The following is a 13,426-nucleotide window of genomic DNA, read 5'->3' as shown; positions in this document are numbered from 1 at the left end:
ATCCTCCTTGGCCGGAACCTGGATCCACTCCAGTACGTCGGCAAAGAACCTCAACTCGTACGGGCCGTCCACCCAAGAAACATTAGCAGTGGCTAATGTGGCTCGCAAAAAAGAGCGCCCGGCCAGTCACCGACTGGCCGGGCGCTCCTTCGTTCCACCGCTGTACGGCCGCTACGCGGACTTCTCGTGGCGCCCGTCGTTCTTCACGATCCTCGGCTCGCGCGGGACCAGTGTCGGGTTGACGTGGGAGTGGACCACGTCCTCCGTGATCACCACGCGGGCCACGTCCTTGCGGGACGGGACCTCGTACATCACCGACTGGAGGACTTCCTCCAGGATGGCGCGCAGGCCGCGCGCGCCGGTGCCGCGGAGGATCGCCTGGTCCGCGATGGCCTCCAGGGCCGGGCGGTCGAAGTCCAGTTCCACGCCGTCGAGTTCGAAGAGCCGCTGGTACTGCTTGACCAGCGCGTTGCGCGGTTCGACCAGGATCTGAAGGAGGGCGGCACGGTCCAGGTTGTGGACCGAGGTGAGGACCGGGAGGCGGCCGATGAACTCCGGGATCATCCCGAACTTCACCAGGTCCTCCGGCATGACCTCCTGGAACTGGTCGCTCTCCTCGATCTCGCGCTTCGAACGGATCGTCGCGCCGAAGCCGATGCCCTTGGCGCCCGCGCGTGACTCGATGATCTTCTCCAGGCCGGCGAAGGCGCCGCCCACGATGAAGAGCACGTTCGTCGTGTCGATCTGGATGAATTCCTGGTGCGGGTGTTTCCGGCCGCCCTGCGGCGGGACGGAGGCCGTCGTGCCCTCCAGGATCTTCAGCAGGGCCTGCTGGACACCCTCGCCGGAGACATCGCGGGTGATCGACGGGTTCTCGCTCTTGCGGGCGACCTTGTCGATCTCGTCGATGTAGATGATCCCGGTCTCGGCCTTCTTGACGTCGTAGTCCGCCGCCTGGATCAGCTTCAGCAGGATGTTCTCGACGTCCTCGCCGACATAGCCGGCCTCCGTCAGCGCCGTCGCGTCCGCGATGGCGAACGGCACGTTCAGCATGCGCGCCAGCGTCTGCGCGAGGAGCGTCTTGCCGGAGCCGGTGGGGCCCAGCAGCAGAATGTTGGACTTCGCCAGTTCGATCGCGTCGTCGCGGCCCGACCCGCCGCCGTTCTCGCCGGCCTGGACCCGCTTGTAGTGGTTGTAGACCGCTACCGAGAGGGCCTTCTTCGCGGGCTCCTGCCCGACGACGTACCCCTCAAGGAACTCGTAGATCTCGCGTGGCTTGGGCAGTTCCTCCCAGCGGACCTCGGAGGTCTCCGCGAGCTCTTCCTCGATGATCTCGTTGCAGAGGTCGATGCACTCGTCGCAGATGTACACACCGGGACCCGCGATGAGCTTCTTCACCTGCTTCTGGCTCTTCCCGCAGAACGAGCACTTGAGCAGGTCGCCACCATCACCGATGCGTGCCACGAGGTTGCTTCCCCTTCGCCTGGGAGCAGCTTGGTTCAGCGGCTCCTGTGCCTCATATCCGACGGTACCTTGCCCGGGCCCCGGTTCGGGCCCCCTTAGGGCCTGTTCCGGGTTCTCCCACGGGAGAACCCGGAACAGGCCCAGGCGCGGTTCACCTGGTCGCGGGAGTTCACCCGCGGCCGGTATGAGCGCGCCGAGGTCGCCGGGTGTGTCAGGCGGCCGCTGCGGCCGTGGTCTTGCGCGTCGACACGATCTGGTCGACCAGACCGTACGCGAGCGCGTCGTCGGCGGTCAGGATCTTGTCACGCTCGATGTCGTCGCGGACCTTCTCGATCGGCGTCGTCGAGTGCTTGGCCAGCATCTCTTCGAGCTGGGCGCGCATCCGGAGGATCTCGTTGGCGGCGATCTCCAGGTCGGAGAGCTGCTCCCGGCCGGTCTGGCTGGACGGCTGGTGGATCAGCACACGCGCGTTCGGCAGGGCGAGACGCTTGCCCGGGGTGCCGGCGGCGAGCAGCACGGCGGCGGCCGAGGCGGCCTGGCCCATGCAGACCGTCTGGATGTCCGGCTTCACGAACTGCATCGTGTCGTAGATGGCCGTCAGGGCCGTCATCGAGCCGCCGGGGCTGTTGATGTAGATCGAGATGTCGCGGTCCGGGTCCATCGACTCCAGGCACAGGAGCTGCGCCATGACGTCGTTGGCGGAGGCGTCGTCGATCTGCACGCCGAGGAAGATGACGCGCTCCTCGAAGAGCTTCGCGTACGGGTCGTACTCGCGCACGCCCTGCGAGGTGCGCTCCACGAAGCGCGGGACGACATAGCGGTTGTCCACCTGCGGGCCGTTGTAGAGGCCGCTCGCGGGGAAGTTGTTCATGTGGGTGTTCACCATCCTGTGGCGTTCGGTGGGCTGGGCCGGGGTCGGGAGGGGCGTCAAGGCGCGTCGCCTCAGGCCCCGGTGCCGCCGCCGCCCGGAACGCCCGAGGCCGCGGTGATGATCTCGTCGATCAGGCCGTAGTCCTTGGCCTCCTGGACGGTGAACCAGCGGTCGCGGTCGCCGTCGCGGATGATCGTCTCTTCGGTCTGCCCGGAGTGGAAGGCGGTGATCTCGGCCATCCGCTTCTTCGTACGGAGCAGGTACTCGGCCTGGATCTTGATGTCCGAGGCGGTGCCGCCGATACCGGCGGAGCCCTGGTGCATCAGGATGTCGGTGTTGGGGAGCGCGAAGCGCTTGCCCGCGGTGCCGCCGGTGAGCAGGAACTGCCCCATGGAGGCGGCCATGCCCATACCGATGGTGACCACGTCGTTGGGGATGTACTGCATCGTGTCGTACACGGCCATGCCGGCCGTCACGGAGCCACCGGGGCTGTTGATGTAAAGGAAGATGTCCTTGTCCGGTTCGGCGGCAAGGAGCAGCATCTGGGCCGTGATCTTGTTCGCGATGTCGTCGTCGACCTGCTGGCCGAGGAAGATGATCCGCTCTCCGAGCAGCCGGCTGTAGACCTGGTCGCCGAGGCCACCACCGAGGGACGGCTCACCGGCGGCGTAAGGCATCAGATTCGTCACGTATACACCTGCTCGTCTCTGACGGCTGCGGCCGTCTCAGCGTCTTCGTACCGGGGACGGGAGACTCCCCTGCCCTCGTATTCATGGACCCTAACGCGCTGGTCGGCAAGGGCCATCCCGCTTCCGTGGCTGTTCGCTGGGAGCGCAAGGTAGTTGAGGTTCCGAGCGGCCACCGGCGGGCCCTGTACGGGCCTGGGCGCCCCTGTGGCCCGTGTGCGCCGCCCGGGGGTGTGCGGGGGCCCACGGGGGCGTGTACGGCCGGGGAGCGGCCTGTACGGAAGCGGGGTGCCCGGCGGCGGAGGCGGACAGGGCGGGCCCCGGGCGCGTGTCGCGTCCGGGGCCCGTTCCGTCGGTTCCGTCGGTCAGAGCGTGACCGCTCAGGCGCCGGCCTTGTCGGCCTTGTCGTCGGCCTTCTCGTCCGCGTCCGCGGCGGGGGCGGCGTCGGCGGGGGCCTCGTCGGAGCCGGTGGCCTCGGCGGCGACGGCCTCGGCCGTCTCCTCCTCCTCGTCCTCCAGGTCGACCGGGTTGCCGTTGGTGTCGGTGACCGTGGCGGCCTCGACGACCACGGCGAGCGCCTTGCCGCGGGCGACCTCGCCGACGAGCATCGGCACCTGGCCGCCTTCGACGACCGCCTGGGCGAACTGGTCGGGGGACATGCCGGAGGACTGCGCGCGCCGCATGAGGTGCTCGGTGAGCTCCTCCTGGTTGACGTTCAGCTTCTCCTTGTTGACCAGCTCGTCGAGGATGAACTGGGTCTTGATGCCCTTGACCGCCTGCTCCTCGGTCTCGGCGTCGAACTCCTCCTCGGTCTTGCCCTGGATCTCCAGGTACTTCGCGAGGTCGAGGCCCATCTGACCGAGCTGGTGGTGCTCCAGGTTGTGCTTGCGGGTGTTGATCTCCTCCGCGAGCAGCTTCTCCGGGATCGGCACCTCGGCGAGCTTCAGCAGCTCGTCGAGGACGCGCTCCTGGGCCTGGGTGGCCTGGTCGTACTGCTTGGTGCTCTCCAGGCGCTTGCGGCTGTCGGCCTTCAGCTCCTCAAGCGTGTCGAACTCGCTCGCCATCTGCGCGAACTCGTCGTCCAGCTCGGGAAGCTCACGGGCGGCGACCTGGGTCACCTTGACGGAGACCTCGGCGGCCTGGCCCTCGGCGGTGCCGCCCTTCAGCTCGGAGGTGAAGGTGGCCTCGCCACCGGCCTCCAGGCCGGTCACGGCCTCGTCGATGCCGTCGAGAAGCTCTCCGGAGCCGATGGTGTACTGCACACCGCTCGCCACTCCGTCGGGCAGGACCTCGCCGTCGACCTTGGCCTCCAGGTCGATCGTCACGACATCACCGTCGACGGCGGCGCGCTCGACCGGGTTGGTGGACGCGAAGCGGTCGCGGAGCTGCTCGACCGACTTCTCGATGTCCTCGTCGCTGACCTCGACGGCGTCGACCGTGACCGCGATGCCGGAGTAGTCCGGGATCTCGATGACCGGGCGGATGTCGACCTCGGCGGTGAAGGAGAGCAGTTCGCCGTCCTTCAGCTCCGTGATGTCGACATCGGGCTGACCGAGGACGTTGAGCTCACCCTCGTTGACCGCGTCGGTGTAGAACTTCGGGAGGGCGTCGTTGACGGCCTCCTCCAGCACAGCACCACGCCCGAACCGCTGGTCGATGATCCGGGCCGGGATCTTGCCCTTGCGGAAGCCCTTCACCGTGACCTGCTGGTTGATCTTCTTGTACGCCGCGTCGAGGCTGTCCTTGAGCTCCTCGAAGGGCACCTCGACAGTGAGCCGAACCCGAGTCGGGTTCAGGGTCTCCACGGCGCTCTTCACGGTTCGGTCTCCTTGGTGGCTGATTCTGGGGTTCTGCCGGGTCCACCGCACACGCGGCGCGGCCCGGCGGATTCGGCCCGGTTCTTCAGAGACTCTGCAGACACACGGGCACGCAGCTTGCATAGTAACCGCAAGCGGGAAGGGCCCCACAACGTGACCGCGCGCTGTGATCTTGAACGATGGTCGGGGTGGCCGGATTCGAACCGACGACCTTCCGCTCCCAAAGCGGACGCGCTACCAAGCTGCGCCACACCCCGTCGGTGCGACACGTAGGGTACATCCCCGCGGGGGCTCGGTTGTCATCCTTGACCGGCGCTTTACGGGTGTGCGGTGAACGCCCGCGACCCGCTACGATGTTGTCCGTGCCGGGGTCGTCCGACCCGCGGCGCGTGCTGTGCGGGCGTAGCTCAATGGTAGAGCCCTAGTCTTCCAAACTAGCTACGCGGGTTCGATTCCCGTCGCCCGCTCCACCGGCCCCGGCCCGATCAGGTGCGATACGTCACCGATCGGGCCGGCGGCGTTTCCGGGGCCGGGGCCGAGCCAGGGCCGGACCGGAGACCGATCCGGGTCAGAAACTGATCTGATTGATCGTGTCGGCTATCGAGTTGAGGAACCGGTTGACCGACGGCGCCATGTTGGTGGACGCGAGGAAGAAGCCGAAGAGGATCGCGACGATCGCCGGACCCGCCTTGATCGAGCCACCGCGGATGAACACCACAAGGATGATCGCCAACAGAAGCACCACAGACAGTGAGATGGCCACAACTGATCACACCCTCGGTCGGTCCGCCTAGCCCAGCCCCTGCGGGGTCGCGTACGACACCACGTACCCCGTACATCCTGCTCGGACCATCGTGCCATCAACCTTCCCCCGGGTGTGGATCGGCGCTCCCCTCACTTCCGGCCAATGGGGCGGTACATCCCGGTTGTTGACGTTTTCGGCGACCGGAGGAGTGCCGCGTGGGGAGGTTTCCCCCGTTGCCGCGCGGACGGACAGCCCTCCCCTTACCGGCGGGCGGCCCTCCCCTTACCGGCGGGCGGCCCTCCTCGCGCAGGCGGACAGCCCTCCCCGTACGGACGAACGACTCCCGTTACTCGGTAAATCGTTTGGTAAACTAATTACTGACGATTCCTTGACGCACCCTTGACCCGACGGAGGAGCGATCCCATCGGACACGCAGAGACCCTCATAGCCATGGGCGGCGCCTTCCTGGCCGCCGCCGTTCTCGCCCGACTGGGCGGCCGCATCGGTCTCCCCACGATTCCCCTGTTCATCCTGGCCGGGATCCTCCTCGGCCCGCACACGCCCGGCATCGTGCTGGTCAAGGACCCGCACGAGCTGGAGATGCTCTCCGCCCTCGGCCTGGTCCTGCTCCTCTTCTACCTCGGTCTGGAATTCCATCTCGACGACCTCAAGGCGGGTGGCCGGAAGATGGCCCTCGCCGGCGGCGCCTATCTCCTGCTGAACGTGGGCGCCGGGCTCGGCTTCGGCTTCGCACTGGGCTGGGGCACCTCCGAGGCGCTGGTCCTCGCCGGTGTGCTCGGGATCTCGTCGTCCGCGATCGTCACCAAGGTCCTGGTCGACATGGGCCGTATCGGCAATCCCGAGACCAAGCCCGTCCTCGGCATCATCGTGGTCGAGGACATCTTCCTGGCCCTCTATCTCGCCGCGCTCCAGCCGATCCTGTCCGGCGCCGACAGCGCCGCGGCCGCGATCATGGACGGCGGCAAGGCCTTCGGCTTCCTGCTGCTGCTCGCCCTCGCCGCCCGGTTCGGGACGAAGGTCGTCGGCCGGCTCGTGGGCACCAAGGACGACGAACTGCTCGTCATCTCCTTCCTCGGCGCGGCGGTTCTGGTGGCCGGTGTCTCCGAGTGGTTCGGGGTCGCCGACGCCATCGGCGCCTTCATGGTCGGTCTGATGCTGGGCGCCACCACATCGGGCGACCGGATCCGCGAACTGGTCCACCCGTTGAGGGACGCGTTCGGCGCGATCTTCTTCTTCGCCTTCGGCCTGTCGATCAACCCCGGCGATCTGCCGACCGTCCTGTGGCCCGTCCTCGCCGCCGTCGTCGTGACGCTGGTGATGAACGTCGCGGCGGGGGTCACCGCCGCGAAGATCTTCGGCTTCGGCGCGGGACCGGCCGCCAATATCTCCACGACCCTGCTCGCCCGCGGTGAGTTCGCGCTGATCCTCGCCACGATGGCGGCGGGAGCGGGCCTTGACAGCCGGCTCGCGCCCTTCATCGCGGGGTACGTCCTGCTCCTCGCCGTCCTCGGCCCGCTGGCCGCGGGGCGCTCGCACTGGCTCGCCCGGATCCTGCCGGGCGGCGGCCACGAGGGGGGCGGTGACGGGCCGGGGAGCACTCCAGAGGCCGATGGCCCATCCCCCGCGCGGGACGACCGGGACGGTCTCGGCAAGCGGGACGGCAGAGGCGCGGAGGCGACCGTGACGAGCTGACCGGCGATGGCCGTGCTGTTAGGGCCTCTCGTTTGGATCTTGCTGGGCTCGCGTGCCCTGGCACCGCGCCTCGCGGCGTTGTCGTCACTCATCCCCAAGGTCTCGGCTTCGCTCGACCAGGGGAGACCCCATCCGCTCCCGCGTCGCCTCCCTCCTCCGCCTCGCGATCCACGGCACCAGACCCCGCTCCCTGATCCAGCCAGACCCAAACGAAAGACCCTGGGACCCGGACCCGTACGTACACCGATGGAGTCGGCGAACGTCCACGCCGGCTCTCAGGACAGGCCCCGGAGGCCGGGCGGGCTCGGCGGAGCCTGTCCGGCCTCTCGGCAGATCAGGAGCAGGGCGCGGTCGTCGTTCACGTCCTTCGCCACCGCCTCGATGAGATGCCAGGCCGCGCCCTCGAACCCCGGGACGACGTAGCGGTCGGCCTCGCCGGTGAGCCGGTCCATGCCCTCGCCCAGGTCGCGTCCTGGCGCCTCCACCAGGCCGTCCGTGAAGAGCATCAGGACATCGCCGGGGCGCAGGGAGCCCTTGGCCGGGTCGAACTGGGCGCCGTCGTAGACCCCGAGCAGCGGGCCCTCGCCCGACTTCTCCTCCCAGCGCCCGCTGCCCGCGTGGAGCTGGAGCGCGGGGAGATGGCCGGCGGAGAGCAGTTCGTAGTCGCCGGATTCGAGATCGAGGACGAGATGGATCGAGGTCGCGAACCCCTCGTCCCAGTCCTGGCGGAGCAGATAGCCGTTGGCGGCGGGGAGGAAGTCCCCCGGCGGGAGCGAGCCGAGCAGGCCGCCGAAGGCGCCGGAGAGCAGCAGAGCGCGCGAGCCCGCGTCCATGCCCTTGCCGGAGACGTCCGTGAGGACGACCTCCAGGGTGCGTCCTCCGTTGGTACGGGCGGCCACCACGAAGTCGCCGGAGAAGGACTGGCCGCCCGCCGGGCGGAGCGCCATCTCGTGGTGCCACCCCGTCGGCAGCCAGGGCAGCGCGCTCTGCACGCGGATGCGTTCCCGCAGGTCGAAGAGCATGGTCCCGCCGCGCCGCCAGGGCACCCCGACCCTCGCCCTGAACTGGGCGATCAGCAGGCCGAAGAGCCCGCAGGCCGCCACCACCAGGACCGTGCCGGGGGTGACCGTGGCCGGTCCGTCCGGGTACGGGCCGAGGACCATCGACTCGACGATCAGCGCCGCCGCGGCGGCCGCGTACAGACTGAGCAGGCTCGCCGGGCGCAGCAGCAGGCCGCCCGCCACGATCGGCAGGACGAGCGCGGCGGGCGCGCACCAGACGGGTATCGCCATCGTGGTGAGGGCGATGGCCGGCACGGTCAGCAGGAGCCCGACGAGGGCGATCCAGTCGGAGCCGTCGCCCCGGAAGTAGTCGACGCCGGATTTGCGCACACTGATCCGGACCCGGTGCAGCCTCCTGCGCATCCGGGCCGAGTACGAATCCGCTCTTGCGACACCGGCCATTGTGGTGGACCCTACCGAGCCGCCCGGCCGCCGTGCAGAGGGACCCCCGTGACATTGCGTTCGAAATCGGGTCGCCTCGCCGCCGTACGGCTGGTACTGATGGCATATGACACTGGATCTGAGGGTGCTGCGAGCGTCCGAATACGACTCCTGGCACGAGGCGTTGGAGCTGGCCTTCGGCGGCGTCGGGGGAGGCGTGGGCGACAGCGAGCTGCTGCGCGACCTCGCCGAGATCGACCGCGCGATCGGTGTCTGGGACGGTGACGAGTGCGTGGGCACGACCGGGGCGTACAGCTTCCGGCTCACGGTGCCGGGCGGCGCCCAGGTGCCCACGGCGGGCGTGACGAGGGTGAGCGTGGCGGCGACGCACCGGCGGCGCGGGGTGCTCACGTCGATGATGCGGCGTCAGCTCGACGACGTCAGGTCCCTGGGCGAACCGCTCGCCGTGCTGACGGCCTCGGAGCCGGCGATCTACGGGCGGTACGGATACGGCGTCGCGAGCTACGCCCTCTCGGCGGAGATCGACACGTCCCGGGTCCATATCCGGATACCCGGCGGCGTGGACGGCGAGGGCGACGACATACGTCTGCGCCGGGTGCGGGCGGACGACCCGGACGTACGGGAGGCGTGCGAGGCGCTGTACGCGGCGGATGTCGCGAAGCGCCCCGGGATGCCGGCCCGCAGGCCCGGCTGGGAGCGGCTGCCGGTGGTGGGCACGGGGGCGGCGCGCGACGGGCTCTCCGCGCTCCAGTGCGTGCTGGCGGAGCGGGACGGCGAGGTGGTGGGGTTCACGCTCTTCCACAACCGCCCCGAGTGGGACGTGTCGGGTCCCAAGGGCACGATCGAGCTGCGGGATCTGCACGCGGCCGACCCGGTGGCGTACGCCGTGCTGTGGCGCTTCCTCTTCGGGATCGACCTGACGTCGGCGCTACGGGTGCGCAGCAGGCCGGTGGACGACGCGTTCCGGTATCTCGTCTCCGACTTCCGGCGGTGCGAGCCGCGGGTACGGGACGACCTGTATCTGCGGCCGGTGGAGGTGGCCCCGGCACTGGAGGCGCGTACGTACCGGACGCCGGTGGACGTGGTACTGGAGGTGACGGACACCTTCTGCCCCTGGAACGAGGGGCGCTGGCGACTGAGCGGCGACGCGAAGGGCGCGACCTGCGCGCGGACCGCGGACGCGCCCGATCTGGTGCTGTCGGTGAACGAGCTGAGCGCCGTCTATCTGGGCGGTACGCCGCTGGCCGCGCTGGGGCGCGCGGGGCGGGTGCGGGAGACGCGGGCGGGCGCGCTGGAGGCGGCGTCGGTCGCGTTCGGCTCGGATGTCGCGCCGTGGCTGCCGCACGGGTTCTGATCAGGGGCTACCGCTGCTGGCAGCCGGGGCACCAGAAGAGGTTGCGGGCGGCGAGGGGCGCGGTGCGGATCTCGGTGCCGCAGAGCAGGCAGGGCATCCGTGCGCGGCGGTAGACGTAGACCTCGCCGCCGTGGTCGTCGACGCGCGGCGGACGGCCCATGGCCTCGGGGGTGTGCTCGGGGCGGACGGTGTCGATCCGGTTGTGGCGTACGCCCTCGCGCATCAGGGCGACGAGGTCGGCCCAGATCGCGTCCCACTCGCGGCGGGTGAGGTCCTTGCCGGCCCGGTACGGGTCGATGCCGTGGCGGAAGAGGACCTCGGCGCGGTAGACGTTGCCGACGCCCGCGACGACCTTCTGGTCCATGAGCAGTGCGGCCACGGTCGTACGGGAGCGGGAGATCCGGGCCCAGGCCCGCTCGCCGTCGCCGTCGCCGCCGGCGTCGGCTGGGGCTGGGGCGCCGCCGGCACCGGCATCGGCGGCGCGCACGCGCAGGGGGTCCGGGCCCAGCCGGTCGTGCACGGCCTGCTTCTCGGGGGCGGTGATCAGGGCGCAGGTGGTGGGGCCGCGCAGATCCGCGTAGTGGCCGCCGCCCTCCAGCCGGAGTCGGACGGTGTCGGTGGGCGGCGGGACCGGTGCCGTACCGAAGCCGAGTTTGCCGAAGAGCCCGAGGTGGACATGGACCCAGCCGACCGTCCCCGTCGCGCCGGTCTCCCCGAATCCGAGGAAGAGGTGTTTGCCGTGCGCGTCGACGCCGGACAGCACCTGGCCGTCGAGGAGGGCTGCGCTGTCGGAGAACTTGCCCTGCGGGCTGGAGACCCGTACCGGCCGGCCGCCGAAGCGGGCGAGATGGTCCTCGGCGAGGCGGTGGATCGTATGCCCCTCGGGCACGGTGTCTCCTCATGACGGCGCGCGACCGCGGCGCGGACATGGCGCGGCGCGGACATGGCCGTGCCGCCGGGACCGGTCCCGGCGGCACGGGTAAAACTAGTTTTCCTGCTGCGGGTGGTGCGCCGGGACCGGCGGCAGTTCGTGGGTGGTCTCGTACTCCGTGAGCATCGCGATCCGGCGTGCGTGGCGCTCCGCGCCGGAGTACGGGGTGGCGAGGAAGACCTCGATGAACGTGGTCACCTCGTCCTGGGTGTGCATCCGGCCGCCGACGGAGACGACGTTGGCGTCGTTGTGCTCACGGCCGAGCGCGGCCGTCTGCTCGCTCCAGGCGAGGACGGCCCGGACGCCCTTGACCTTGTTCGCGGCGATCTGCTCGCCGTTGCCCGAGCCGCCGATGACGATGCCGAGGCTGTCGCCGTCCGCGGCCGTGCGCTCCGCGGCGCGCAGGCAGAACGGCGGGTAGTCGTCCTGGGCGTCGTAGATGTGGGGGCCGCAGTCCACCGGGTCGTGGCCCTGGGCGGTGAGCCACTCCACCAGGTGGTTCTTGAGTTCGAAGCCGGCATGGTCGGAACCGAGGTACACGCGCATGGTGCGAAGTGTGGCACGCACCGCACGGCCCGTGCATGGGCGGGTCGTGGATGGGTAGCGGTGTTCCAGATCAACGCTCCATTACGGAGCACGGCTTCCCGGTAAAGATACGGAATTGCCACTTCCATCGACGGCCGGGCGAACGCTTGAATGCGGGAACTCGTCATTCGAGTGACAAGCAGACGTAAGGATTCTCGCATGACCTCCCTGCCGTCCCCCACGAAGGAAGGCGGAAAGCCCAGCGAGCCTGGGAATCCGAACTCCTCCGACGGCCTGCAAGCCGGCCTCAAGAACCGCCACCTGTCCATGATCGCGATCGGCGGTGTCATCGGCGCCGGTCTGTTCGTCGGCTCCGCGTCAGGCATCGCCGCCGCCGGACCGGCCATTCTGCTCTCGTACGCCCTGGTCGGCGCGATGGTCGTGCTCGTCATGCGGATGCTCGGCGAGATGGCCGCCGCGCGGCCCAGCTCGGGCTCCTTCTCCGCCTACGCGGACCAGGCCCTGGGCCGCTGGGCGGGGTTCTCGATCGGCTGGCTGTACTGGTTCTTCTGGGTGGTGGTGCTGGCGGTCGAGGCGACGGCGGGCGCCCAGATCCTGGAGGGCTGGATCCCCGCCGTTCCGCAGTGGGCCTGGGCCCTGATCGTGATGCTCGTGCTGACCGGGACGAATCTGGTCTCCGTCTCGTCGTTCGGTGAATTCGAATTCTGGTTCGCCGGAATCAAGGTGGTGGCGATCACCGGGTTCGTCGTCGTCGGGCTGCTGGCCGTCTTCGGGCTGCTGCCGGGCTCGGACAACCCGGGCGCCGGCTTCGGGCACCTCACGGACGCGGGTGGCTTCTTCCCCAAGGGGCCCGGCGCGATCCTCACCGGGGTACTGATGGTCGTGTTCTCCTTCATGGGCAGCGAGATCGTCACGCTGGCCGCCGGTGAGTCCTCGAACCCGCAGCGCGCGGTCGCCAAGGCCACCAACAGCGTGATCTGGCGGATCGCCGTCTTCTACCTGGGCTCGGTCTTCGTCGTTCTGACGCTGCTGCCCTGGAACGACAAGTCGATCACCAAGGACGGTTCGTACGTCGCGGCGCTGAACTCGATCGGGATCCCGCACGCCGGTCAGGTCATGAACGTCATCGTGCTGACGGCCGTGCTCTCCTGTCTGAACTCCGGCCTGTACACGGCGTCCCGGATGGCCTTCTCGCTCGGCCGGCGCGGGGACGCCCCCGGGTCGTTCGCGCGGACGACCCGGCGCGGCGTGCCGCAGACGGCGATCCTGTCGTCCGTGGCCTTCGGCTTCATCGCGGTCTTCTTCAACTACCAGTGGCCCGACACGGTCTTCGCGTTCCTGCTGAACTCGTCGGGCGCGGTGGCCCTCTTCGTCTGGCTGGTGATCTGTTTCACGCAGTTGCGGATGCGCGGGATCATCCTGCGGGAGACCCCGGAGAAGCTCGTCGTACGGATGTGGCTCTTCCCGTATCTGACCTGGGCGACGATCGCGATGATCTCGTTCGTCCTGGTCTACATGCTCACCGACGACGCGGCGCGGGAGCAGGTGCTGCTGTCGCTGCTGGTGGCGGCGCTCGTGGTGGGTGTCGCGCTGGTGCGCGACGTACGGAGGCGCCGGCTCGGTGAGGAGAACGCCGCGGAGGGGACGGCTCCGGCCGAGAGCCCGGTCGTCAAGAGCTGAACTCCGGTCCAGGGCCGGGGAGATGAGTGAGGGGGGGGGGGGGCCCCCCCCCCGGGGGGGGGGGCCCCGCCCCGGGGGGGGGGGGGGGGGGCGCGGGGGGGGGGGCCCCCCGGCGGGCACCCCCGGGGGCGGGGGCCCCCCCCCCCCCCCGCGCCG

The 13,426-nt window shown here is 69.6% G+C and carries 11 protein-coding genes and 2 tRNA genes; 4 read left to right on the top strand and 9 right to left on the bottom strand.

What is annotated here, in order from left to right; genetic code table 11:
• Positions 1-171: 171 nt before the first annotated feature.
• The 5 genes from clpX to ACIQ7D_RS10800 form a co-directional block, all read right to left on the bottom strand.
• Positions 172-1,464, bottom strand: a complete 1,293-nt coding sequence (gene clpX / locus ACIQ7D_RS10820; protein ID WP_384923750.1) for an ATP-dependent Clp protease ATP-binding subunit ClpX — start codon at positions 1,462-1,464, stop codon at positions 172-174.
• A gap of 211 nt (positions 1,465-1,675) precedes the next feature.
• Positions 1,676-2,350: an ATP-dependent Clp protease proteolytic subunit gene (locus tag ACIQ7D_RS10815; RefSeq protein ID WP_329827091.1), complete on the bottom strand. Its 675-nt coding sequence runs from the start codon at positions 2,348-2,350 to the stop codon at positions 1,676-1,678.
• A 56-nt stretch (positions 2,351-2,406) separates the two neighbouring features.
• Complete coding sequence (locus ACIQ7D_RS10810; RefSeq protein WP_329827430.1) at positions 2,407-3,012, bottom strand: ATP-dependent Clp protease proteolytic subunit; 606 nt, start codon at positions 3,010-3,012, stop codon at positions 2,407-2,409.
• 389 nt (positions 3,013-3,401) lie between these two features.
• Positions 3,402-4,838, bottom strand: coding sequence for a trigger factor (gene tig / locus ACIQ7D_RS10805; protein ID WP_403935957.1), 1,437 nt, complete (start codon positions 4,836-4,838; stop codon positions 3,402-3,404).
• A 180-nt stretch (positions 4,839-5,018) separates the two neighbouring features.
• A tRNA-Pro gene (locus ACIQ7D_RS10800) sits at positions 5,019-5,095 on the bottom strand.
• A gap of 139 nt (positions 5,096-5,234) precedes the next feature.
• On the opposite strand from ACIQ7D_RS10800, the gene ACIQ7D_RS10795 reads away from it, so the two are divergent.
• Positions 5,235-5,308: transfer RNA gene (locus tag ACIQ7D_RS10795), tRNA-Gly, on the top strand.
• 98 nt (positions 5,309-5,406) lie between these two features.
• On the opposite strand, the gene ACIQ7D_RS10790 is transcribed toward ACIQ7D_RS10795, so the two are convergent.
• Positions 5,407-5,601, bottom strand: coding sequence for a hypothetical protein (locus ACIQ7D_RS10790; protein ID WP_329827089.1), 195 nt, complete (start codon positions 5,599-5,601; stop codon positions 5,407-5,409).
• A gap of 432 nt (positions 5,602-6,033) precedes the next feature.
• Between ACIQ7D_RS10790 and ACIQ7D_RS10785 the strand changes: the two genes are divergently transcribed.
• Entirely contained in the window at positions 6,034-7,296 is a 1,263-nt protein-coding gene (locus ACIQ7D_RS10785) for a cation:proton antiporter (RefSeq protein ID WP_403935955.1), read from the top strand.
• A 275-nt stretch (positions 7,297-7,571) separates the two neighbouring features.
• Here the strand turns inward: ACIQ7D_RS10785 and ACIQ7D_RS10780 are convergent, their stop codons facing one another.
• Positions 7,572-8,759, bottom strand: a complete 1,188-nt coding sequence (locus tag ACIQ7D_RS10780) for a PP2C family protein-serine/threonine phosphatase (RefSeq protein WP_403935953.1) — start codon at positions 8,757-8,759, stop codon at positions 7,572-7,574.
• A 106-nt stretch (positions 8,760-8,865) separates the two neighbouring features.
• Between ACIQ7D_RS10780 and ACIQ7D_RS10775 the strand changes: the two genes are divergently transcribed.
• The gene (locus tag ACIQ7D_RS10775) at positions 8,866-10,113 is read left to right on the top strand and encodes a GNAT family N-acetyltransferase (RefSeq protein WP_403935951.1); all 1,248 of its coding nucleotides are present in this window, start codon (positions 8,866-8,868) and stop codon (positions 10,111-10,113) included.
• A 7-nt stretch (positions 10,114-10,120) separates the two neighbouring features.
• On the opposite strand, the gene ACIQ7D_RS10770 is transcribed toward ACIQ7D_RS10775, so the two are convergent.
• Positions 10,121-11,002 (bottom strand): Fpg/Nei family DNA glycosylase, encoded by an 882-nt coding sequence (locus ACIQ7D_RS10770; protein WP_403935949.1) that lies wholly within the window; start codon positions 11,000-11,002, stop codon positions 10,121-10,123.
• A gap of 96 nt (positions 11,003-11,098) precedes the next feature.
• The gene (locus ACIQ7D_RS10765) at positions 11,099-11,590 is read right to left on the bottom strand and encodes a ribose-5-phosphate isomerase (protein ID WP_403935947.1); all 492 of its coding nucleotides are present in this window, start codon (positions 11,588-11,590) and stop codon (positions 11,099-11,101) included.
• 198 nt (positions 11,591-11,788) lie between these two features.
• On the opposite strand from ACIQ7D_RS10765, the gene ACIQ7D_RS10760 reads away from it, so the two are divergent.
• Positions 11,789-13,270 carry an amino acid permease gene (locus tag ACIQ7D_RS10760; RefSeq protein ID WP_403935945.1) on the top strand — a complete coding sequence of 494 codons (1,482 nt, stop codon included), beginning with the start codon at positions 11,789-11,791 and terminating at the stop codon, positions 13,268-13,270.
• Positions 13,271-13,426 lie beyond the last annotated feature (156 nt).

The organism is Streptomyces sp. NPDC096310 (assembly GCF_044763125.1).
Classification (GTDB): Bacteria; Actinomycetota; Actinomycetes; order Streptomycetales; family Streptomycetaceae; genus Streptomyces.
The sequence above is the reverse complement of the archived record's forward strand: the minus strand, read 5'-3'. Positions and strand labels throughout refer to the sequence as shown.

Coding starts and splice junctions, on each gene's coding strand:
- ACIQ7D_RS10760 (WP_403935945.1), top strand. CDS start 11,789: ATGACCTCCCTGCCGTCCCCCACGAAGGAAGGCGGAAAGCCCAGCGAG.
- ACIQ7D_RS10780 (WP_403935953.1), bottom strand. CDS start 8,759: ATGGCCGGTGTCGCAAGAGCGGATTCGTACTCGGCCCGGATGCGCAGG.
- ACIQ7D_RS10775 (WP_403935951.1), top strand. CDS start 8,866: ATGACACTGGATCTGAGGGTGCTGCGAGCGTCCGAATACGACTCCTGG.
- ACIQ7D_RS10810 (WP_329827430.1), bottom strand. CDS start 3,012: ATGCCTTACGCCGCCGGTGAGCCGTCCCTCGGTGGTGGCCTCGGCGAC.
- ACIQ7D_RS10785 (WP_403935955.1), top strand. CDS start 6,034: ATGGGCGGCGCCTTCCTGGCCGCCGCCGTTCTCGCCCGACTGGGCGGC.
- ACIQ7D_RS10765 (WP_403935947.1), bottom strand. CDS start 11,590: ATGCGCGTGTACCTCGGTTCCGACCATGCCGGCTTCGAACTCAAGAAC.
- ACIQ7D_RS10815 (WP_329827091.1), bottom strand. CDS start 2,350: ATGGTGAACACCCACATGAACAACTTCCCCGCGAGCGGCCTCTACAAC.